The following is a 23,260-nucleotide window of genomic DNA, read 5'->3' as shown; positions in this document are numbered from 1 at the left end:
ATATAAAACTAACATTACTACCATGAAATACAACTAGAATAGAGTAATAATTCTATATTTAGCCTTGTTCATAAAGATAAACATCAAAACGTTATAGTTGTAGGCAAAACACTAATGCTCGTAAATCGACATTTTGTATCGATGCATCAGCAGCAGCAATTAATTTAGGTTTAGCATGAAATGCCACACCTAAATCTGCAGCTTGGATCATCGGAATATCATTAGCGCCGTCACCAATTGCCACTCGCTGACCTGATGGAATGCCCCACTGTTCAGCACATTGACTAATCACATTAGCTTTGTATTGAGCATCTACTACTTCACCTGTCACTGCGCCACTTAGCTTACCATCAACAATAACCAGCTCATTGGCAAACGCCGCATCAAGATTAAGTAATGTTTTTAAATGGCCCACAAATGGTGTGAATCCACCAGAAGCGACAACCAGTTTCCATTGATGCGTTTTTAACTCGGCTAACATCACTTCAAGACCAGGCATTAAAGGCAAGGTATCGCACAACTGCTGAATAATAGAGGCATCAGCACCAGCAAGTTTACTGACTCGTTGTCTTAAAGACTGTTCAAAATCCAATTCACCACGCATAGCACTTGCCGTAACTGCTGCGACCTCCTCACCCACGCCAGCCATAGCGGCGAGTTCGTCGATACATTCAATTTGAATGGCAGTAGAATCCATATCCATCACTAATAAACCGGGTTGGTTTAACCGTGCTAATGGCTGTTGAATGAGTACAATTTCGGCGGGTATATTTTGAGGAAATGACGCGACCCACCCGTCATTAGCAGTTTGAGCCGACAGTTCAAAACCAAATAAATCGTTTTGCCTGTCAAGCCTTGCGATATGAGTATCGCTTGATATTGAAGATAACCAGGCTTCTATCTCTGTTGAGCATTGCGCACTAAAAATAACTCGACAACGATACGGTAAGTGAGATTGTAAGTTACGTAAATAATCTGACTCTTGATAACGATATAGCACACAGCCTAAATGTTGATATGTCTCACAAGTATCTGAAAATAAAAAATTTAGTAAAACATTATCACGTTGTTCAAGCATCAATACGGCCTCTTAGTATGTTACGACTATCTACTGACAAATTTTTCGATTAGTATAGCTTTTTGATAATTCTCTGTAATTGGGTTAGCACAGAATGGTTGCTCGGTAAAAGAACTCCCTAAAACAGCCTCCAATTAAATAGAAAAAACACTGAGGATTAAAGTGATTTTTGTTAAAGGTCTTAAGAAAAGGCAAAAAATTAGCAGAATTGTGCAAATCATTGTGGCAATAGCACTGATCTTCGGCCTAATGTACTTGTGGCAATCAAGTTTACGTAATGGTCAAAAATTATTAAATTCACAAACCAAAGTGATGGCAAGGCTATTAGCACAGCAAGCCGCTAATGGTGCGGCTCCAGCAATGTTTTTACAAAATGATGAGCAACTGCAATGGTTAGCATCAGCACTTGCTGCTGATCCTAAAGTGATGTCGGTGAATATCTATAATTCACAAGGTGTAAGGCTAGCCTTTGCCCAAAGTGTGTCTTATGAAAACTTAGAAGCCGACTCTGAAATATTAAAAGGCTTATTAAAACCATATCCCCCCCTGATTGAGAACGTTGTTCAAGACGACAACAATTTAGGTTACGTTGAAGTACGTTTGAATCTTGATATATTTTTCGACGAAATAAAAATATTGCATGAACAGAACATGCAATTACAGCAGATGATGTTAATTGTAGCTGGCTTTATTGGTTTGCTGTTATCGCGAGCACTTTCATTTAAGCGCGCCGATTTTGACCGCCGAAAAGCCCAAGCTAAATTACGTAAAAAGCCTAAAAAATCGACCTTGATCGCTTCAAACGAAACGCAAGCAGACGAGTCAGAAGATGTAAAACAAGATCCTCCTGCCTAGAGAGATTGCTGACAGAAATGACAAACATAAAAAATGGGCACTCAATGAGTGCCCATTTTTATGACTAACGATTAAATTACAGTGTTAACGCTGCATCTAAAGTCATGATGATCATGTCGCTGAATGTCGTTTGACGCTCATCAGAGGTCGTCTTCTCACCGGTACGAATGTGGTCTGATACCGTTACAACACATAACGCTTTGGCGCCTAATTCATGTGCTACACCGTATAAACCAGCGGCTTCCATTTCGACGCCAAGAATACCCATTTTTTCCATAACATCAAACATTTGAGGATCTGGAGTATAAAATAGGTCGGCAGAGAAAACGTTACCTACACGGATTTTAGTGCCGTGCGCTTTCGCTGAATCAACAACAGCACTTAGTAAGCTGTAGTCTGCGATTGCAGCAAAATCGTTATCTTTAAAACGTAAACGGTTCACTTTAGAATCAGTACATGCACCCATACCGATAATCACATCACGTACTTTTACGTCAGTGCTGATTGCGCCACAAGTACCAACACGGATTAAGTTCTTAACACCGTAGTCTTTGATAAGTTCGTGTGCATAGATTGAACAAGATGGGATACCCATACCTGAACCCATAACAGAAATACGCTTACCTTTATAGGTACCGGTAAAACCTAGCATGTTACGTACATCAGTCACTTGCTCAACATTTTCTAAAAATGTCTCAGCAATATATTTTGCACGTAATGGATCGCCTGGAAAAAGTACCGTTTCAGCAAAAGCACCTTCAACAGCATTAATATGTGGTGTAGCCATGTTATAACCCCTATGTTTCTATTTTATTTTGTATTGCTTAGTCATGTTTACAGTTTAGCAAAGCCATTAAACTTTATATAGAACCGTCGTTTGAAAATGTGACTAATTAATAAAAGATTCACCATAATTCATCGGTTCTAACTCAAAATAACTCGCAATAGACTGGCCAATATCAGCAAAAGACTTACGACGGCCTAGCGAGCCTGCAGATAAACCTGCACCATAAGCGAGTACCGGCACACGTTCACGAGTATGTTCGGTGCCAACCCAAGTAGGATCACAACCATGATCAGCAGTGAAAACCACTAAATCTTCAGGTTGTAAAATCGCTAATAATTCCGGTAAACGAGAATCAAAGTACTCAAGTGCTTTAGCATAACCGGCAGTGTCACGGCGATGACCATAATGAGAGTCAAAATCAACGAAATTGGTAAACACAATCGTGTTATCGCCAGCACGTTTAATTTGCGCTAAGGTTTCGTCAAATAACTCTTCAAGACCAGTCGCTTTAAATTGTTGAGTAATACCGCTGTGCGCATATATATCAGAAATTTTACCGATACTCACCACTTCACCGCCAGCATCTTTAAGCTTATCTAATACCGTAGGCGCTGGTGGTAATACCGCATAATCATGACGGTTACCAGTACGAGCGAAATCAGCAGCGCCAGTGCCAACAAACGGACGAGCAATTACGCGACCAATGTTATAAGGCTCTAACTCTTCACGCGCTATTTTGCACAAGTTGTATAGATTTTCTACACCAAAACTTTCTTCATGACATGCTATTTGGAATACAGAGTCCGCAGAGGTATAGAAAATAGGCTTGCCTGTTTTCATGTGCTCTTCGCCTAACTCTTCAAGAATTTGAGTACCTGACGCATGGCAGTTACCTAAAAACCCATCTAAACCAGCACGTTCAAGAATTTTATCTGTAAGTTCTTTAGGAAATGAGTTGGTTAAGTCACTAAAATAACCCCACTCATAAAGGACAGGAACACCCGCCATTTCCCAGTGACCACTAGGAGTGTCTTTGCCTGAGCTTAATTCGTCAGCATGACCATAAGCACCGATGAGTTCGACATTATCAGCAAATCCAGCAGCAAATTTACCCGTACTTTCAAAACCAGCATGGCCTAGACCAAAGCGAGCAAGATTAGGTAATTTCAATGGACCTTGACGGCCGATATCCGCTTTGCCGTCAGCACAGGCTTGCGCGATGTGACCAAAAGTATCAGAGCCAACGTCACCAAACTTATCGGCGTCGGTAGCAGCACCAACACCAAAAGAGTCGAGCATTAAGATAAAAGTACGTTTCATTATTTGTTTCCTTTATAAATCTGAAGCGCGAATATAACGATATATTTCAGGCGTTTTCTCAGGCGCGCTATCACCAATAATAATGGCTTGCTGAATAGCAGCGGCAGCTTCGGCGAAAGCATCTTCAGATTGAGCATGGATCATCGCTAACGGAACATCTTTGTTAACTTCCTGACCCAATGCGCATACTTGAGTTAATCCAACACTGTAATCCAGTGCATCACCTGGTTTGCGACGTCCACCACCTAAGGTCACTACGGCTAAACCAAGTTCTCGTGTATCCATTTTGTAAGCAAAGCCAGATGTATTGGCATATACAGGTCGTACAATTTTCGCATGAGGTAAATACTTATCATATGCCTCAACAAAATCTGTTGGGCCACCTAAGCCAGACACCATTTTAGCAAATGCCTCTGCTGCTTTACCATTATCTAATACAGTATTTAGTTTATGACGAGCTTCTGCTTCATTCTGTGCAATACCACCCAAAATTAGCATTTCTGCACATAATCCCATGGTGACAGCATATAAACGTGGATTACGATATTGACCAGTCAAAAAGTTTATCGCCTCACGAACCTCAACCGCATTACCGGCACACGAAGCCAATACTTGGTTCATGTCAGTTAACAATGCCGTTGTTTTAGTTCCTGCGCCATTAGCAACAGCAGTAATACTGCGAGCTAATTCTTCAGATGCTTCGTAAGTAGGCATAAATGCACCGCTGCCGACTTTGACATCCATTGCAAGAGCATCAAGCCCCGCGGCTAACTTTTTAGATAAAATAGATGCGGTGATAAGTGAGATAGATTCAACGGTGGCGGTATTATCACGAATCGAATAGAAACGCTTATCAGCAGGGACTAAGTCACCGGTTTGACCAATAATGGCAACACCAGCGTCTTTAACCACTTTGCGGAATAATTCACTTGAAGGCTCAGTTTGATAGCCAGGAATAGCATCAAATTTATCTAACGTACCACCGGTGTGACCTAAGCCACGACCTGAAATCATTGGTACATAACCGCCGCAAGCTGCAGCCATAGGGCCAAGCATTAGGCTGATTACATCGCCAACACCACCAGTGCTATGCTTATCGATAATCGGGCCATTGAGGCCCAGAGAATCCCAATTTAATACGGTTCCGGAATCACGCATCGCAATCGTTAATGCAATCCGTTCGTCCATATTCATATCTTTAAAATATACCGCCATGCCGAACGCAGCAATTTGGCCTTCTGAAACCGTGTTATGAGTAATGCCATCAACAAAGAATTGAATTTCTGCAGTGCTTAATACATCGCCATTACGTTTTTTGCGTATAATTTCTTGAGCTAAAAACATGTTACGTCTCCCTTTAGGCAACCCATCACCTTTAGGGTCGCCTTTAATAATAGGATGCTATCAAGTGATAGCGCCTCAGTACGACAATGATCCAAGGCCATACTGAGATTTTTGACTATCTATGCGATTAGTAACCTGAAGTAGGCTTAGGGGTATCAACTAATTCTAATGTATGTAATAAGCTATTTAATAAGCTAGATGCACCAAAACGGAAAGTTTGTGGGGTAACCCAATCAGCACCCAAAATGCGCGCAGCCAAGTCTAAAAACTCTGCTGTTTGTGCTGCATCACGAACACCGCCGGCAGGCTTAAAGCCTACATTGCGATTTTTCTCACTGATTACAGTTAGCATAATTTCAGCCGCTTCAAGTGTGGCGTTCACCGGTACTTTACCCGTTGATGTTTTAATAAAATCAGCACCGGCATCGATAGCTAATTCTGATGCTTTACGGATCAAAGCTGGATCTTTCAACACACCAGATTCGATGATAACTTTTAAAATCGCATCATCGCCGCACTCTTCCTTACAGGCTTTAACCAATTCAAAACCGACGGTTTCGTTACCTTCCATTAATGCACGGTATGGAAACACAACATCGACTTCATCAGCACCATAGGCAACTGCGGCACGAGTTTCTAGTACTGCGATGGCAATATCATCATTACCGTGTGGAAAATTAGTTACGGTTGCAATTTTAATGTCTTCACAATCAAGATCATTTAGTGTTTTACGTGCAATAGGAATAAAACGAGGATAAATACAAATTGCGGCAGTATTACCTGCTGGAGACTTGGCTTTATGGCACAAATCGATGACCTTTTGATCAGTATCATCGTCATTTAAAGTGGTTAAATCCATTAATTCAATACCACGTTGTGCCGCTTTTTTTAAATCAGTCATAATTGCTCTCCGAAACGATAAATCAAAGTTGATAAATTTTTTTCAGGCAACACTATGTAGCTGGCATATGATTATAATTATGGCCGGGCCTTCAGTATTGCCAGTAAATCTTACTACTATTTACTAACCTAAGTATTCAATCTGATAACGAGTACCACGACTTGAATCCTTGAAGACCGGAAAAGATAAAACAAAGATAATTGTTTCAACTGTTCCGCGAAAAATCCATTTTAGCGCGTAAAAATAAAACTTTGTAGGGTACAAACTTTTATATAAAAACACTCTTATTAGACAATGATTTTAAATGAAAGTTCGATTTGCATATATTGTAAAATTTGGAGCCGCTAAACGCGGCTCCAACAACTCATATACAAAAAAACTAGATTTTGTAAGTTGCGGTTAGGAAGTGAGTCCAACCTGTTGTATTCAAACCATCAAAGAACTGATTCTTAAATGCATTGTCATTTAAGCCGTATGAGTGGTAGAAGTATTTAGCACCATAACCTAAAGCAAAACGGTCTGTATGGTAGTAAAGACCTAAGAAACCAGCGCCACCGTGTTCAGTGTTGTTATAGTTACCATCACTGTTTTGGCCTGAATATTCTTCGTCCATGTCAAATTGGTAATCAACATAACCTTGGAAAGATAAAAAGCTCTTGTCATCGAAGAAAACAAATGGCTTGAACCAGTTAGCTGAGAATTGGTAACCATTCCAGTCTTTACGGTTAATATCATAACTAGCGAACATGTTCATGCCAGTTTTACCTAACCATGGAACCATTACATCCGCACCAACACCCCAGAAAGACATGTTAACATCGCCAGCACCATTACCATCGGTATTGATAGCGCCGCCACCCCAGTTAAATAGAGTAGATAAATATACTTCTTGAACTGGGCCGAAAGATAAATCTTTACCAGTAATAGCATCAAGAGAAAAACGAGGAGCTAACTTCATGAACATTTTGCTCGCGCCGTCAGCTTTATCGCCTGAATCACTGTTGCCTAAGTTGAAAACATCAACATAACCATATAGGTCAACAAAACCAGAACGTCCACCAAACTCCATCTCTAAATAGTTATGGGTAGCTTCATCTTCGTTTGCAATTGGATGCTCATCGATTGCGTACATAATGTTAAACTGCATCCACTTATAATCATTAGCGTGAATGTCACCAGTTTGTTCAGCAGCAGAAACAGTAAATGCAGAGCCCGCTAGTGCAACGGTACTTGCTAATACTAAAGTATTTAATTTTTTCATCATCAACCCCATGTATATTATTTAACTATCTTCTTGGATAGCACTTCTTTTTAATCATTCGTATTTTACCGTTACTGATATAAATCTCAATATTTAATCGATAAAAAACGAATACAAAATTCTTTTTTGTGAACAATGTCGCGACTTTTTGTCCACACATCATTAACAATTTGACATTTCAATCTTGACTAGAGAATTTAATGCATCCTCTTTTGCAATCACTAAAACAGCATAACTTCGTATTGGGAAACGGTGGATTAACACAAAAATCAATAACAACTTTATTACAAAACTGGGTCTCTAATAATTATTAAAGTAAAGACCCAGCTGTAGGAGGTATTCCCCCTGGAATTACTCTTAACTTAGATAGCTAAGAATAAACCGGCTAATGTCGCGCTCATTAAGTTAGCTAATGAACCAGCGATAACAGCACGGATACCTAGTTTTGCAAGGTCATGGCGACGTGAAGGAGCCATAGCACCTAAACCACCAAGTAAGATTGCAATAGAAGATAAGTTAGCGAATCCACACAATGCGAAAGAGATAATCGCTTTAGTACGGTCTGACATCATTGCGCCAGTTTCAGCTACTACTTTAAAGCCTTCAGCAGATGCATCAAGTAGATACGGAGCGAAGTTTAAGTAAGCAACAAATTCGTTAACAACAATCTTTTGACCGATGAAAGAACCAGCAACAAGCGCTTCGTTCCAAGGTACACCGATTAAGAAAGCTAGAGGCATAAAGATATAACCAAGGATAAGTTCTAACGTAATACCCTCTAAACCGAACCAACCTGTTACGCCACCGATGATACCGTTGACCATTGCAATTAATCCAACGAATGCGATCAACATAGCACCAACGTTCAATGCAAGGTGCATACCTGATGCAGCACCTGAAGCAGCAGCATCTAACACGTTTGCTGGCTTATCAGGATCATCTGGTAAATCGTCCATTTCATTGATAGCCGCTTCTGTTTCTGGGTGCATCAGTTTAGCCATTAATAGGCCACCTGGTGCCGCCATGAATGACGCTGCAACTAAGTATGCAATTGGAACACCCATTTGCGCGTAACCCGCTAATACAGAACCAGCGATTGATGCTAAACCACCCACCATGATGGCGAATAACTCTGATTGAGTCATAGTAGCAATAAACGGACGCACAACTAACGGTGCTTCAGTTTGACCAACGAAAATGTTCGCTGTTGCTGACATTGATTCAGTGCGGCTTGTGCCTAATGCTTTTTGTAGACCGCCACCAATAATGCGGATGATCCACTGCATAATGCCTAAATAGTAAAGCACTGCAATTAAAGAAGAGAAGAATATAATGACAGGTAATACGTTGATGGCGAAAATAAAACCAACTTTAAAGTTAGCTAAATCACCAAATAAGAAGCTAGTACCTGCTTGTGCATAACTAATCACACTTGATACTGCGTCAGAAACACCTTTCAGAATGTCTTTACCGATTGGAACATATAATACGAAACCAGCGAAGAATGCTTGAATTGCTAAAGCACCACCAACGGTACGTACACTAATTGCTTTTCTATTATTTGATAGTGCAAAACCTATCAATAGTAAGGTGACCACCCCTACTAAACTCATTACTATATCCATTAATCATCACCCTTTTGTTAACAGTTTTTTTGAATGTTGTTAACTCACCTAATTTCCGCTGATGATTATAACTGAGCGTGAAACGAAAAGCGTCGTTTTGATCAAGTTTTTAAAGTTTAATTTCAAACCCTTACGACATTAAAAACAATTTATGTCTCTATGTTCATTAAAAAACAATTAAAGCTCAAACAGTTGCAATGCATTTTTATTCAACTGTTCTAATATACAAACAGTCGGCTTTTTCTTTAAAAATGCGATTTCGGACACAATTCGAGGAAGAATAAGAGGGGTGTTACGTGATTTAGGATGATCAAAAGGAGGCATACTTGGTGAATCAGTTTCCAATAAAAAGTGTTCTAAAGGTAAATTAACCACTGTTTCTCGAAGCTTTTTCGCACTTGGATTGAGTATTAAAGCACCAACACCTAATTTAAAACCGAGTGAAATATAACGTTTCGCAATTTCACTATTGCCATAGAACCCATGCACTACGCCGCCTTTAGGCAGTCTAATATGTGCCAACATTGACAATAATTCTTGGTGAGCTTTAACAGCATGTAAAATGACGGGTAATTGGTAAATTTGAGCAAGCGATAACTGTTTCTCAAGTAACAACAATTGTTTATCTGACCAATGGTGCAATTTATCCAGCCCACACTCCCCAACAGCAACCAAACGCCTATTCTTGCTATATTGTTGTATCGTTGCTTCAAGCTTAATAATGGCCGCATCAATGTCCTCAGGCACGTACCACGGATGAATACCAAGGGAGAAATAGCAATTAAACTGCTGTGCTATTAGAATTTGCTTTTGCCATTTATCAACCGACACACCAGGTAAAATAGCAGAGCTAATACCATGGCGATGCATGGCATCAAATAATTGTGTTCTATCATCATCGAACTCTGACATGTCGAGATGAGCATGAGTATCAATCATAAGGTTGCTCTTTTTTATTGCCATTCTGATTTATGACGGGCTCAGATGTCGATGCTTCATTTTTAGGTTCGCTCAATCGTGGTACACAGCTGCGTTTATTTTCTAGGGTTAACCCCATCTCATCACACCATAAAATGTACCTTTGCCAGGGTTTTACAATAAATAGCCTAAAAATAGCCTTAATCATCTTAATTCCCTGTTAAAAATAATAATAAAAAAGGCGGCACAGCCACCTTTTTTAACATATCTGTAAAAAACTTCTTAACATTTAATGTTCGCGTGTTTTGGCAAACTCAACATCAGGGTAGCGTTCCATCGATAAGTTTAGATTCACCATAGTAGGAGCAATATAGGTCAAGTTATTACCGCCATCTAGGGCTAAATTTTGACTACATTTACGTCGAAACTCTTCTAATTTACGTTCATCTTTGCAATAGACCCAACGTGCGGTACTCACACTGATACCTTCGTAAATAGCTTCTACGTTATATTCACTTTTTAAGCGTCCAACAACTACTTCAAACTGTAGCACACCAACCGCACCTACGATTAAATCGTTAGAATCAATTGGTCTGAAGACCTGAACGGCTCCCTCTTCAGATAATTGCACTAACCCTTTAAGCAGCTGCTTTTGTTTTAGTGGATCTTTTAAACGAATACGACGGAACATTTCAGGTGCAAAGTTTGGCACCCCAGTAAAGCGAAGTTTTTCGCCTTGAGTAAATGTATCACCAATTCGCATGGTGCCATGATTATGTAATCCAATAATATCGCCTGGGTACGCCACTTCGGCACGACTTCGATCACCAGCCATAAAGGTCAAAGCATCACTGACATTGACATCTTTACCGATGCGAACATGGTGCATTTTCATACCTTGTTCATATCTACCCGAGCAAACACGCATAAAAGCAACACGGTCTCGATGTTTTGGATCCATATTGGCTTGTATCTTAAAAATAAAACCAGAAAACTTTTCTTCATCAGGCGTGACATTTCGTACATCACTTTCACGGGGAAGCGGCTTTGGAGCCCATTCCACGATACCATCCAAAATATGATCCACACCAAAGTTACCTAAGGCGGTACCAAAATATACTGGCGTAAGCTCGCCTTTTAGAAAAGCTTCTTGATTGAATTCATTTGAAGCGCCAGCGACCAGTTCCATTTCATCACGTATTTCAGAGGCATACGATCCAAGAACTTTATCTAATTCAGGATTATGTAATCCTTTGATAATACGCTCATCTTGAATTGTATGACCCATACCGCTCTGGTATAAAATGACTTCATCACGCAGAATATGATACACACCTTTAAATTCCTTACCTGAACCAATTGGCCAAGTAATCGGTGCACAAGCTATTTTTAAGATGTCTTCTACTTCATCCATTAATTCAATGGGATCACGAATATCGCGGTCACATTTGTTCATGAATGTCACAATAGGTGTGTCACGTAAGCGCGTCACTTCCATAAGCTTAATAGTACGATCTTCGACACCTTTAGCGGAGTCGATAACCATTAAACATGAATCTACTGCGGTTAGTGTACGGTAGGTGTCTTCCGAAAAGTCTTCGTGACCAGGCGTATCAAGTAAATTGATGAGCGCGCCACCGTAAGGGAATTGCATCACAGAGGTGGTAATCGAAATACCACGATCTTTTTCCATTTCCATCCAATCAGATTTAGCATGTTGACCAGACTTTTTGCCTTTTACCGTGCCAGCCTTTTGTAAGGCATTTCCGAATAAAAGCACTTTTTCGGTGATGGTGGTTTTACCCGCATCGGGGTGCGAAATGATGGCGAAGGTACGACGCTTGTCGACCTCAACTTTATTGCCTGACATGTTAACCTTGCACTAGCCGCTAAAAAAGGCGCAAATTATAGCGCCTATCGATAGAATTGGCTAGGCAAAGTGTTTTTTAGCTCTTAGATGACAATTCGTTAGATTGTTGAATCATATTTTTCATTCTGGCTAATTCAATTCTCGCATAACGATGCTCAACAAAATCATAAATATTGGTGGCTAACGTTAAACGATAGAAATTAGCCGCTTGCTGATATTGACCATTTTCAGCAGCATGTTTCGCTAAGTAAAAATAGGCTTCACATAAACGTTCTGCATATTCTTTAGGCTGAGACAAACCTTCTTTTGCGGCAGCAAATACTTGTTCTTGATTTATCTTACCTAAGTAAAAATCGACTAACACACTAGACCAGTCTTTATCCTTTAACTGCTGACGCTGTATCGCAAGGTCTGCCAAAGCCGGCTTACTATCGATTGAGGAAGACATCAAATACAGCCATAAAGCTCGATAACCGTCACTTGGGTCACGATCATAGAATGCTTTCATATCATCAACGGCTAATTCGTAACGTTCGCCATAATATAATGCAATACCACGATTTAAAAAGGCATAGTCATAGTTTGGTGACAGTTCGAGTACACCATCAAATGCTTCATAAGCACTATCAAACTCGCCTTCTTGAGTGTAATAAATACCAAGAAAGTTATATGCATCGGCTAGATCAGGCTGTAATTTTAATGCTTGATGAAAATCGATTCTGCCAAGTAGACGTAATCCGACACTGTCATAAATGACCCCTCGATCGTAATGAAAACGTGCACGTTGTTCGTCAGTTAACTCCATGGTAGCTAAAATTTCATTTAGCTTTGCGAGTGTCACTTCTAATTTATAATCAGGCATAACCGGCGCGACAATCATCTGCCCTGCAATATTATCATTTGAACCTAACGTTGCAGCACACCCTGACAACAACATACTTGCACCGACAACAACGGCAACGATTGTGGTGCGTAGTTTACATTCCATCCGCTTTACCTTATCAGGTTCTATTAATATTCAATATCATAGCAATCTGGCAATCTAAGAGCCATGCACATTACAGATTATTTTTTTATAGATAAAAAAAGGAGATCAAATGATCTCCTTTTGTGTCGTTAAGCCTTTAAATTACATTACTCAGCAGTTTCTTTCGCTTGAGCTTCTTTAATTGATAGTCTTACACGACCTTGACGATCCACTTCCATTACTTTAACAGCAACTTCTTGGTTCATCTCTAAATGGTCTGACACGTTAGCAACACGCTCATCGCTAATTTGCGAGATGTGAACTAAACCGTCTTTACCAGGAAGAATGTTAACGAACGCACCAAAATCAACGATACGAATAACTTTACCGTTGTAGATACGGCCCACTTCAACTTCTGCAGTGATTTCTTCAATACGACGGATTGCTTCTTTAGTCGCTTCACCGTTTGAAGAGGCAATCTTCACAGTACCATTATCATCAAGCTCAATTGTAGTACCCGTTTCTTCGGTAAGCGCACGAATTACCGCACCGCCTTTACCAATAACGTCACGGATCTTCTCAGGGTTAATCTTGATGGTAGTGATTCGTGGAGCATGGGCAGAAATATCGTCACGATGTGAACCAATAGCTTGATCCATAACGTTTAGAATATGAACACGAGCACCATAAGCCTGTTGCAGTGCGATATCCATGATTTCTTTAGTGATACCTTCGATTTTGATATCCATCTGCAATGCAGTAATACCATCACGAGTACCGGCTACTTTAAAGTCCATATCGCCTAAGTGATCTTCATCGCCTAAGATGTCAGAAAGCACAACAAAATCGTCGCCTTCTTTAACTAGACCCATTGCAATACCCGCAACAGAAGTCTTGATTGGTACACCTGCATCCATCAATGCTAATGAAGTACCACATACTGAAGCCATTGAGCTTGAACCGTTAGATTCAGTAATTTCAGATACAACACGAATGCTGTACGGGAATTCTTCAGCTGAAGGCATCACGGCATTCATACCACGCCATGCTAACTTACCATGACCGATTTCGCGGCGCTTAGGTGAGCCAACCATACCTGTTTCACCAACAGAATACGGAGGGAAGTTATAATGAAGCATAAAGCGATTAGTACGTTCGCCCATGATGCTATCAATCTTCTGCGCATCACGTTCAGTACCTAAAGTACAGGTTACTAATGCTTGAGTTTCACCACGTGTAAATAATGAACTACCGTGAGTACGTGGAAGTACACCCGCTAAAACACTTAACGCGCGGATCATATCTGGTTCACGACCATCGATACGAGGCTTACCACTGATAATACGGCCGCGAACAACGCTTTTCTCTAAACTACCGAGTAAGTTGTCTACTTCACGAGTATCAACATCTGGATTCTCTGCAACTAGTGCAGCTTTAGCAGTAGATTTAACAATACCGACTTGTACATAGCGGTCTTGTTTAACTTCAATTTGGTAAGCTTCTGTCATGCCAGCTTCTGCAAGATCTTTGATTTTAGCAACTAACACTTGATCTTGAACTGGTGCAGTCCAATCCCATGTTGGTTTGCCAGCTTCAGCCTTGAACTCGGCAATAGCATCAACAACAACTTGTTGTTGATCATGTCCGTAAGTTACCGCACCTAACATGATTTCTTCTGCAAGCGCTTTAGCTTCAGATTCAACCATAAGTACAGCAGCTTTAGTACCCGCAACCACTAGGTTTAGTGAACTTGTTGCAAGCTGATCAACTGTTGGGTTAAGTACATATTCATCGTTGATATAACCAACACGCGCAGCACCTAGTGGGCCACTGAAAGGAATACCAGAAATAGCTAACGCTGCTGAGGTACCAATCATCGAAACAATATCTGGCTCGATTTGTGGATCAACAGAAACCACAGTGATGATAACTTGAACTTCGTTTTTAAAACCGTTAGGGAATAAAGGACGAATAGGACGGTCAATAAGACGCGCAATCAGAGTTTCATCTTCTGATGGACGGCCTTCACGCTTGAAGAAACCACCAGGAATTTTACCTGCAGCATAGGTTTTTTCTTGATAGTTAACAGTTAGCGGGAAGAAGTCACGGCTTAAATCCGCTACTTTTTTACCAACTACAGTAACTAATACTGTGGTATCGCCCATGCTTGCTAAAACTGCAGCATCAGCTTGACGTGCAATAACACCTGTTTCTAAGGTGACTGTATGTTGACCATACTCAAAACTCTTTACAATTGGATTCACGTGACCCATTCCTTAATTTAATGACCTTTAATTACGCGCACAAGTATACTTCAATTAGACCGAATAGTTAAATAGACGCGAGTTACAGAATGTGAAAATCTTTAAAATAATCATTTTCCTACATGAGATCATCGTATTAACAAATAATTTAGACGTTATTAAGCAAAAAACTTTACGATTAAGTGACCTGAGGTTTGCTATTTGATTTGATTATTGATGACAAGACAGATGAATTTGACTAAAGTTGTAGCCAATAGTGTCAATTTTTGTAAGGGTTAACTAATTAATTAGCCACGTTAAGATTGATTTAATAGAACCTATAAATCATGAGTAACTTTAGCATTTAAAAATGCTAAAACCAACGTAGAATTAGTCACTTATATGACATGGAATAATACATGACTGCTCGTTTTAAGTCTCTTACATGGAAACAAACTAACTTAGTGGTATTTACTGCTTTGTTTTTTGCAATTGCCATCTTTATCGTAGAAATTGCGTTAGTTGTTATAACGACTAAACAACAGCTTACAGCAGCACAGCAAGAACTACTCAATTCCGTCGAGCAAACCACTACGAATGCGGTATGGTCGTTAGATGACAAACTTGCTAGTCAAACACTCGAAGGCATCATCAAAGTTGATAACGTTGGTTCAGCGGTCATTGAGCTTGATGATGGTTCGCTATTTGTATCTGTGGCCAATGAATCTGATGAGTTTTCCAATAACTACATATCGTTAAGTAATCGTCTTTTTGGTAATTTGAAAGAAATTTCCCGTTCGCTGTATCGTCCGTTCTACTTTGAAGGCAACAAACAACAGCAACTCATTGGCACATTGACCATTTTTTACGACACCCAAAAACTGACGACTAAACTCTTTAGTCAGCTACAACTTGGGCTAATAGCGACATTGGCTCGCGCACTATTGCTCACTTTAGTATTAACAGTGGTGTTTCATCGTTTTTTAACACAACCCATCGCACGCATTAGTGAAGCTATTGATAAAATTGATCCAGACTATCCTGATGAAAACTTGTTGCCGATGTCTCAAGCCCATAAAGATGATGAATTAGGCCTAGTGACCAGTAAATTTAATCAAATCTTATTACAGTTCAGCCAAACTCAAAATAAACTGCGAAAAATGGCGACGCGTGACCCATTAACAGGGCTACCGAATCGAACCTTATTGTTAGAAACACTCAATGTGACAATTCAACGTTCACGTGTTCATAAGCGAAATTTTGCACTACTTTTTATAGACTTAGATCGTTTTAAAAACGTCAATGACTCTTTAGGTCATGCATTAGGAGATCAATTCCTCGCCCGAATCGCACGTATTTTAGAAAGAGTGGTAGGTGATCGAGGTAGCGTAGCGCGCTTAGGCGGCGATGAATTTGTGATTTTAGCCGATGAAATTCAAACCCCGTCACAAGCAGCTGATTTTGTTGATAAGTTGCTGATCCAATTAAACACTCCAATTCAGCTAAACGAACATGCTATTCACCCAGCAGCGTCTATCGGTATATCGATATATCCCGAAGATGGTAACACCGCAGAGGATTTAATTCGTCATGCAGATATTGCCATGTACAGCGCTAAAGCCGCTGGTTCTAATCAATGGTCGTTCTTTAAACAACAAATGACCGAACGTGCTGCAGTAAGATTACGTACAGAAGCCTCGTTACACGATGCTTTGAAAAACAACGAGTTTTTATTATATTTTCAACCTAAATTTGACTTAAAGACCAATAAAGTCGTCGGATGTGAAGCTCTTATTCGCTGGCAAAAAGACGGCCGATTAATAAGTCCTATGTCATTTATCCCTGTAGCCGAAGAAACCGGTATTATCATCCCTATTGGACGTTGGGTTATCGAGCAAAGCTGTAAAGTCATCAGGGAATGGCAACGTAAATATAATTATGCTATCCCTATTGCTGTGAATGTGGCCTCGCAACAATTTGCAGATGCCAGTTTAGTACCTGATATTAAGCAACTGGCGATCCGTTATCAAATACGTCCGGAATTACTTGAAATAGAAATTACAGAAACGTCACTGATGAATGATGTTGAACAAGCAATTACCAAATTAGAACAACTCAAATCAGCGGGTTTTGGTATTGCGGTCGATGATTTTGGCACAGGATATTCTTCATTATCATATCTACGTCATTTGCCGATTACCACAATGAAAATTGACCGTGCATTTGTTAGCGATCTTCCAGAAGATAGCGCAATTGCGTCAACTATTTTAATGCTCGGGCGCCAGCTTGATTTGACCATTGTTGCTGAAGGTATTGAAAACATTCAACAACTTGAATGGTTAAAAGAAAATCAATGTGAAATCGGTCAAGGTTTTTACTTCAGCCAGCCATTACCTATAGAAGAATTTGAAGAAAAATATATTGCCTGCAATACCGCGAAAATAATGCATGTTTAACGGCAACAAATGCAAGCCTAAATCAGACATGCCAAAGTATTCATTAGCGGCCAATTATGAATAAAGCTTGATCGTAAGAGTTGGGTTGGTCTGTGGCGAGTTCGTCACAATAAAGCGGTATTATCTAAAGGTGGCTGTCTTAACCTTCCGCAGGTTATATTACCTCATCTAAAGAGCTTAATTGTTTCGGCAAAATTGTAAGCATTCTCTATTCTCTATTCTCTATTCTCTATTCTCTAAACAATCCTAGCAGCACTCTATTGAAATGGTCATCAAACTTAGTACATTGCCGTAATTGTTTGAGACAAATGTAGGGTTCAAATTGTTGTTTTATTTACTCACTCACTAGAAGTTGCCGATGGCAGGATATTAAGTTGTCAAAGCCCATGCATTGACTATTAAGTCCCTGAGCAAGTGATTAGCACTTTCTTGGCTACTGCATAATTGTTGGTGTGATTGTACTAGATAACGACTCCTGCGAGCCCTAACGCCTTTAATCCTGCAATCTCTAGTCTACATTCAATGTTAAATCATATAAGAGTGCTCACACCTATGTTTATGGAACAAATTAAGTATTCAATTTACTGTGTTGGGTATGATGTTAAAAGATGTTGCAGATGAATAATAACCTGAAGATTATGCTGAAACGTAAATGCTTAGACAAATAAATAGCTTATATCTTTAATCAAATGGCCATATAGTTTCTGAATCAAGATCTTCTGAAATAATGAAATAAAATATTCAGAAATCATGATGACTATGAAAGATCGAACCGTAAATTAGTCATAGTCAATTAAACGATAAATATCGATGAAATTAGCTAGCAGGGTGGGATTAAGCGAGTATAAACAATGCAAGAACAAAAACAGCGGTTCTCGTCCAGCAAAACATCGTACAACAACTTACATTGGGATATTTAGCCATTAGAATAGCCTGAAGATATAAAAGACTACCAAGATGATACTCCCATATATTGGGGAGATAACGCCAAGACAACTGGTAGGTACGAAATTGGCAATATTTTGAGGCGAGTTCATTATTTTAGGCAATAAAAAAAGGAGGCTTATGGCCTCCCTCTTTACGGTTAAACTACTTACAAAAGTAAGCAGATGTCGAATTAACGACGTAAACCTAACTTCTGGATCATAGCAGTATAACGAGCTACGTCAGTACGCTTTAAGTAAGCAGAAAGCTTACGGCGTGCACTAACCATACGTAATAAACCACGACGAGAGTGGTGATCATGGATGTGCTCTTTAAAGTGACCTTGAAGGTGATTAATTTGAGCAGTTAACAAAGCTACTTGAACTTCAGTTGAACCAGTATCGTTTTCGCAGCGACCAAAATCAGCCAAAATTTTTGCTTTTGTTTCAGCACTTAGTGACATGTGTATCTCCAAAAAAAGTAAATGTATCTCTAGCCGATCACTAACTCAGCCAGAGTGAGCGCGATATTCTAACCAGATTGTTAGTTAACCGCAATAAAATTCGATTATTTATCTGAAAAAGCCAACGACGAAACCGACTCGACTACTCAGCAGTATCATTATCGTGGATTACAATCAAACGTTTTGGCGCTAATAAACCATCATCATTCATGATACCCATACCAACAAATCGACGTTCATCGCCAATAGTGATACGAACTAACTCATCAGGCTTAAGTCCCGCAGCTTGAATTGCTTGTCCTTGCATGACGTAATATAACATCGCCTCAGGCAAGTTAATTTCAGCGAATTTAGCCACTGCAGTGTCCATTGGTAACAATAACGGATCCATTAGGGTCTGAGGAGCAACATCTTGTCTATGAGCTTGCTCAAGTAGTGCTTCTAATTGCGCTAAGGTAACCATTTTTTCATAAGGATATTCGGCAACTTGAGTACGACGCAACATAATAACATGTGCTCCACATCCAAGCATTTCACCTAAATCATCAATAATGGTACGTATGTAAGTCCCTTTAGAACAATGAATGTCTAGGGTTAGTTCATCACCTTCAAGCTTAATAAAATTTAGCTCAAATACGGTAATTGGCCGTGACTCACGTGGAACTTCAATCCCCTCACGAGCATATTTATACAAAGGTTGACCTTGGTATTTTAATGCCGAATACATTGACGGTATTTGCTGAGTAGTTCCTCGAAAAAACGCGAGCTTTTCATCTAGTAATGCTTGAGTCACATTCACAGGGCGCGTTTGCACGACTTCCCCATCAGAGTCACTCGTATCAGTACGTTGACCCAGTTTAGCGGTCACCAGGTAGCGCTTATCCGAATCTAATAGATGCTGAGAGAACTTAGTCGCTTCTCCGAGGCAAATAGGCAACATACCTGTTGCTAACGGGTCTAAAGCACCTGTATGGCCAGCTTTATTGGCATTAAAAAAACGCTTCACTCTTTGCAGGGCAAAATTAGAGCTCATGCCAGTATCTTTATCGAGTAATACGATTCCGTCGATGAAGCGACCTTTAGGGCGACGAGCCATTAATCTTGCTCCTTTTCACCATCAACAGACTCGCTGTTATCAGGTGCGTCAGGCGTAAATTGCTGCTGTTTGGCTTTATCTTTATTTATGACTTGTGTGACTAGGTTAGACATACGCATGCCTTCTACTAGCGAACTATCATAAATAAAACGTAATTCAGGCATAACACGTAATTTCATACGTCCAGCAACTAAAGTACGTACATAAGGCGCGGCTACAGTCAGCGCATCAATTTTTTGTTGAACAAGTTCAGTGTCTTCTTCAAAAAAAGTCACATAAACTTTTGCATAACTTAAATCACGAGAGACGTCGACGTCATTTACTGTGACAAAACCAATGCGAGGATCTTTCATATCGCGTTGCAACACCATTGCCAGTTCTTGCTGGAGTTGTTGTGCAATACGGCGGGTACGACTAAATTCTTTTGCCATGATGATATGCCATATCGTTAGGTCTACAATCAAAAAGGGCGGCTAAAGCCGCCCTTCCATTGGTACTTATAAGCTGCGAGCAATTTCGACTATTTCGAAGACTTCAATTTGATCGCCCACTCGGACGTCATTGTAATTCTTCACACCGATACCACATTCCATACCATTACGAACTTCTTGTGCATCGTCTTTAAAGCGGCGTAATGACTCAAGTTCACCTTCGAAGATAACCACGTTATCACGTAGTACACGAATTGGTGCGCTACGTTTAACAATACCTTCGGTAACCATACAACCAGCGATAGCGCCGATTTTAGGTGACTTAAACACATCACGAACTTCTGCAAGGCCGATAATTTCTTGTCTAAATTCAGGAGCTAACATACCTGTCATTGCAGCACGAACTTCATCAATTAGATTGTAGATGATGCTGTAATAACGTAAATCAACACTTTCTGAATCAATGGTCTTACGAGCCTGTGCATCAGCACGGACGTTGAAACCAACAAGAATCGCATTTGAAGCTGCTGCTAATGTTGCGTCGGTTTCGGTTAATGCACCTACACCACGAGCAATAATATTCACTTTAACTTCATCTGTAGACAGTTTAGCTAAAGATTCACAAATCGCTTCAAGAGAACCTTGAACATCAGCTTTAAGTACGATATTCAGCTCTTGTACTTCGCCTTCTTCCATGTTCGCAAACATGTTTTCTAGCTTAGACTTCTGCTGACGCGCTAACTTAATGTCACGGAATTTACCTTGGCGATACAATGCAACTTCACGAGCTTTACGTTCATCACGTACAACTGTCGCTTCATCACCAGCTAAAGGCACACCAGAAAGACCTAAAATCTCTACTGGAATAGATGGACCAGCTTCGGTAATAGCGTGACCGTTTTCGTCTTTCATCGCACGGATTTTACCGTACTCTAAACCACATAAAACGATATCACCTTGGCGTAACGTACCTTCTTGAACCAAGACAGTAGCCACTGGGCCACGACCTTTATCAAGTTTTGATTCGATAACAACACCCGCTGCCATACCATCACGTATTGCTTTAAGTTCTAATACTTCAGATTGAAGTAAGATACCTTCTAACAATTCGTCAACGCCCATACCCGTTTTGGCTGAAACGTGAACGAACATGTTATCTCCGCCCCAATCATCTGACATGATGCCATGTTGAGACAGTTCGCTCTTAACGCGCTCTGGATCAGCATCTGGCTTATCCATTTTGTTAACAGCTACGATTAACGGTACGTTACCCGCTTTAGCATGTTGAATCGCTTCAATCGTTTGTGGCATTACGCCATCATCGGCAGCAACAACCAAAATAACAATATCAGTCGCCTTAGCACCACGAGCACGCATTGACGTAAACGCCGCGTGACCAGGAGTATCAAGGAAAGTGATCATGCCGTTTTCAGTTTCAACGTGGTATGCACCAATATGCTGAGTAATACCACCGGCTTCGCCAGCAGCAACTTTCGCACGACGGATATAATCAAGTAATGACGTTTTGCCATGGTCAACGTGACCCATGATAGTCACAACTGGAGCACGAGACTCTAGTTGGATATTGTCATCGCGATCTTTCAGTACTTGATGCTCAAGTTCGTTTTCACGAATAAGCACAACTTTATGACCTAATTCTTCAGCAACCATTTGGGCTGTTTCTTGGTCAAGTACTTGGTTAATCGTTACCATAGTGCCCATTTTCATCATTTGCTTGATGATAACAGTGGCTTTAATTGCCATTAAATGCGCTAATTCTGATACGGTTACGGTTTCACCGATACGCACATCACGACTAACAGCTGCAGCAGGTTTATTAAAACCGTGCGCCATAGATTCAGGTGCTGTACTGCGGTTACGCATGTGTTTTTCACGACCGTCACGAGCATCTTTTCCGCCACGTTTTTTGTTGGCGTTTTTGTTGCGCGCACGACGACCACGTTTTTCATCATCAGCATCTGAACTGTCTTCTGCTGCACGAGCAACTTTAGAGGTTGTGATGTGGTGATCGCCATTCTTTTCAGCATCTAAACGTTGGCGTTCTTCTTCAGCCCAACGCTTTGAGTTTACTTCAGCAAGGAGACGTGCAGTTTCAGCTGCTTTAGCGGCTTCATCTTTTTGCTTTTGAGTAAGCACTGCTTCTTGAGTCGCTTTTAAACGATCTGCTTCAACTTTTGCTGCTGCAGTTTCTGGGTCAGCAACTTTAGTTACTTTAGGTTCAGACTTTACTTTTTCTGATTTCAATTTGTCTTCTGCCTCCGCTTTAGTCGTTGCTTCTGCATTCTCTTTCGCTTCTGCAGCTGCTTTTGCTTCAGCTTCCACTTTTGCTTGGGCTTCAGCTTCTGCTTTGGCTTTTGCTTGAGTTTCTAATTCAGCTTGTTTTGCTAATTCTGCATCATCGCGCTTAACAAAAGTACGTTTTTTACGTACTTCTACCTTCACGTCTTTCGACTGACCGCCAGTGCTTGCAACACTTAACGTAGACACCGTTTTACGTTGCAATGTCATTTTAGTCGGAACTGAATCTGCACCATGCTGTTTTTTTAGATAATCAAGAAGTTGTTGCTTCTCTTTTTCTGAAACAGTATCGAGTTGTTTTTTGTTCATACCAGCTTGTGAGAATTGCTCGATTAATCGATCAACCGATTTTCCCACTTCCGCTGCTAATTTTTCTACGCTTGTATCTGCCATCAATTAGAT

General features: G+C 40.3%; 17 protein-coding genes. 2 read left to right on the top strand and 15 right to left on the bottom strand.

What is annotated here, in order from left to right; genetic code table 11:
• Positions 1-91: 91 nt before the first annotated feature.
• Positions 92-1,078, bottom strand: coding sequence for a phosphoserine phosphatase SerB (serB, locus tag H5125_RS04040; protein ID WP_101085715.1), 987 nt, complete (start codon positions 1,076-1,078; stop codon positions 92-94).
• Between the two features lie 162 nt (positions 1,079-1,240).
• Here serB and H5125_RS04035 point away from each other — a divergent pair, with 162 nt between their 5' ends.
• Positions 1,241-1,933, top strand: coding sequence for an AhpA/YtjB family protein (locus H5125_RS04035; RefSeq protein ID WP_101085717.1), 693 nt, complete (start codon positions 1,241-1,243; stop codon positions 1,931-1,933).
• A gap of 76 nt (positions 1,934-2,009) precedes the next feature.
• On the opposite strand, the gene deoD is transcribed toward H5125_RS04035, so the two are convergent.
• From deoD to pnp, 10 genes are all read right to left on the bottom strand, one after another.
• The gene (gene deoD, locus H5125_RS04030; RefSeq protein ID WP_059746461.1) at positions 2,010-2,720 is read right to left on the bottom strand and encodes a purine-nucleoside phosphorylase; all 711 of its coding nucleotides are present in this window, start codon (positions 2,718-2,720) and stop codon (positions 2,010-2,012) included.
• A 102-nt stretch (positions 2,721-2,822) separates the two neighbouring features.
• Positions 2,823-4,040, bottom strand: coding sequence for a phosphopentomutase (locus H5125_RS04025; protein WP_101085719.1), 1,218 nt, complete (start codon positions 4,038-4,040; stop codon positions 2,823-2,825).
• A gap of 12 nt (positions 4,041-4,052) precedes the next feature.
• Entirely contained in the window at positions 4,053-5,384 is a 1,332-nt protein-coding gene (gene deoA, locus H5125_RS04020) for a thymidine phosphorylase (RefSeq protein WP_011636477.1), read from the bottom strand.
• 127 nt (positions 5,385-5,511) lie between these two features.
• On the bottom strand, positions 5,512-6,285 hold the full coding sequence (gene deoC, locus H5125_RS04015; protein WP_182743608.1) for a deoxyribose-phosphate aldolase: 774 nt from the start codon (positions 6,283-6,285) through the stop codon (positions 5,512-5,514).
• A 379-nt stretch (positions 6,286-6,664) separates the two neighbouring features.
• Positions 6,665-7,549, bottom strand: coding sequence for an outer membrane protein OmpK (locus H5125_RS04010; RefSeq protein WP_162022532.1), 885 nt, complete (start codon positions 7,547-7,549; stop codon positions 6,665-6,667).
• 359 nt (positions 7,550-7,908) lie between these two features.
• Complete coding sequence (locus H5125_RS04005; RefSeq protein WP_101085726.1) at positions 7,909-9,171, bottom strand: NupC/NupG family nucleoside CNT transporter; 1,263 nt, start codon at positions 9,169-9,171, stop codon at positions 7,909-7,911.
• A gap of 177 nt (positions 9,172-9,348) precedes the next feature.
• Positions 9,349-10,110: a TatD family hydrolase gene (locus tag H5125_RS04000; RefSeq protein WP_101085728.1), complete on the bottom strand. Its 762-nt coding sequence runs from the start codon at positions 10,108-10,110 to the stop codon at positions 9,349-9,351.
• Positions 10,111-10,378: 268 nt separating this feature from the next.
• A complete protein-coding gene (prfC, locus tag H5125_RS03995; RefSeq protein ID WP_182743607.1) occupies positions 10,379-11,959 on the bottom strand; it encodes a peptide chain release factor 3 in 1,581 nt (526 codons plus the stop codon).
• A gap of 76 nt (positions 11,960-12,035) precedes the next feature.
• Positions 12,036-12,947, bottom strand: coding sequence for a lipoprotein NlpI (gene nlpI / locus H5125_RS03990; protein ID WP_101085734.1), 912 nt, complete (start codon positions 12,945-12,947; stop codon positions 12,036-12,038).
• Between the two features lie 146 nt (positions 12,948-13,093).
• Positions 13,094-15,190 (bottom strand): polyribonucleotide nucleotidyltransferase, encoded by a 2,097-nt coding sequence (pnp, locus tag H5125_RS03985; protein ID WP_101085736.1) that lies wholly within the window; start codon positions 15,188-15,190, stop codon positions 13,094-13,096.
• A gap of 398 nt (positions 15,191-15,588) precedes the next feature.
• Here pnp and H5125_RS03980 point away from each other — a divergent pair, with 398 nt between their 5' ends.
• Entirely contained in the window at positions 15,589-17,625 is a 2,037-nt protein-coding gene (locus tag H5125_RS03980; RefSeq protein ID WP_101085738.1) for a bifunctional diguanylate cyclase/phosphodiesterase, read from the top strand.
• A 1,117-nt stretch (positions 17,626-18,742) separates the two neighbouring features.
• Here H5125_RS03980 and rpsO read toward each other — a convergent pair.
• The 4 genes from rpsO to infB all read right to left on the bottom strand — a co-directional run bounded on the left by rpsO (position 18,743) and on the right by infB (position 23,251).
• Positions 18,743-19,012, bottom strand: coding sequence for a 30S ribosomal protein S15 (gene rpsO / locus H5125_RS03975; protein WP_011636467.1), 270 nt, complete (start codon positions 19,010-19,012; stop codon positions 18,743-18,745).
• Between the two features lie 142 nt (positions 19,013-19,154).
• The gene (gene truB / locus H5125_RS03970; RefSeq protein WP_101085740.1) at positions 19,155-20,108 is read right to left on the bottom strand and encodes a tRNA pseudouridine(55) synthase TruB; all 954 of its coding nucleotides are present in this window, start codon (positions 20,106-20,108) and stop codon (positions 19,155-19,157) included.
• Complete coding sequence (rbfA, locus tag H5125_RS03965) at positions 20,108-20,539, bottom strand: 30S ribosome-binding factor RbfA (RefSeq protein ID WP_101085742.1); 432 nt, start codon at positions 20,537-20,539, stop codon at positions 20,108-20,110. The genes truB and rbfA overlap by 1 nt, the downstream gene beginning before the upstream one ends.
• Before the next feature lie 66 nt (positions 20,540-20,605).
• Positions 20,606-23,251, bottom strand: coding sequence for a translation initiation factor IF-2 (gene infB, locus H5125_RS03960; RefSeq protein ID WP_182743606.1), 2,646 nt, complete (start codon positions 23,249-23,251; stop codon positions 20,606-20,608).
• Positions 23,252-23,260: the final 9 nt, after the last annotated feature.

Source organism: Shewanella sp. SR44-4 (assembly GCF_014163715.1).
Taxonomy (GTDB): domain Bacteria; phylum Pseudomonadota; class Gammaproteobacteria; order Enterobacterales; family Shewanellaceae; genus Shewanella.
The sequence above is the reverse complement of the archived record's forward strand: the minus strand, read 5'-3'. Positions and strand labels throughout refer to the sequence as shown.

Excerpts from the sequence above, each read along its gene's own strand:
- serB (WP_101085715.1), bottom strand. The coding sequence starts at position 1,078 with ATGCTTGAACAACGTGATAATGTTTTACTAAATTTTTTATTTTCAGAT.
- deoD (WP_059746461.1), bottom strand. The coding sequence starts at position 2,720 with ATGGCTACACCACATATTAATGCTGTTGAAGGTGCTTTTGCTGAAACG.
- H5125_RS04025 (WP_101085719.1), bottom strand. The coding sequence starts at position 4,040 with ATGAAACGTACTTTTATCTTAATGCTCGACTCTTTTGGTGTTGGTGCT.
- deoA (WP_011636477.1), bottom strand. The coding sequence starts at position 5,384 with ATGTTTTTAGCTCAAGAAATTATACGCAAAAAACGTAATGGCGATGTA.
- deoC (WP_182743608.1), bottom strand. The coding sequence starts at position 6,285 with ATGACTGATTTAAAAAAAGCGGCACAACGTGGTATTGAATTAATGGAT.
- H5125_RS04010 (WP_162022532.1), bottom strand. The coding sequence starts at position 7,549 with ATGATGAAAAAATTAAATACTTTAGTATTAGCAAGTACCGTTGCACTA.
- H5125_RS04005 (WP_101085726.1), bottom strand. The coding sequence starts at position 9,171 with ATGGATATAGTAATGAGTTTAGTAGGGGTGGTCACCTTACTATTGATA.
- H5125_RS04000 (WP_101085728.1), bottom strand. The coding sequence starts at position 10,110 with ATGATTGATACTCATGCTCATCTCGACATGTCAGAGTTCGATGATGAT.
- prfC (WP_182743607.1), bottom strand. The coding sequence starts at position 11,959 with ATGTCAGGCAATAAAGTTGAGGTCGACAAGCGTCGTACCTTCGCCATC.
- nlpI (WP_101085734.1), bottom strand. The coding sequence starts at position 12,947 with ATGGAATGTAAACTACGCACCACAATCGTTGCCGTTGTTGTCGGTGCA.
- H5125_RS03980 (WP_101085738.1), top strand. The coding sequence starts at position 15,589 with ATGACTGCTCGTTTTAAGTCTCTTACATGGAAACAAACTAACTTAGTG.
- rpsO (WP_011636467.1), bottom strand. The coding sequence starts at position 19,012 with ATGTCACTAAGTGCTGAAACAAAAGCAAAAATTTTGGCTGATTTTGGT.
- truB (WP_101085740.1), bottom strand. The coding sequence starts at position 20,108 with ATGGCTCGTCGCCCTAAAGGTCGCTTCATCGACGGAATCGTATTACTC.
- rbfA (WP_101085742.1), bottom strand. The coding sequence starts at position 20,539 with ATGGCAAAAGAATTTAGTCGTACCCGCCGTATTGCACAACAACTCCAG.
- infB (WP_182743606.1), bottom strand. The coding sequence starts at position 23,251 with ATGGCAGATACAAGCGTAGAAAAATTAGCAGCGGAAGTGGGAAAATCG.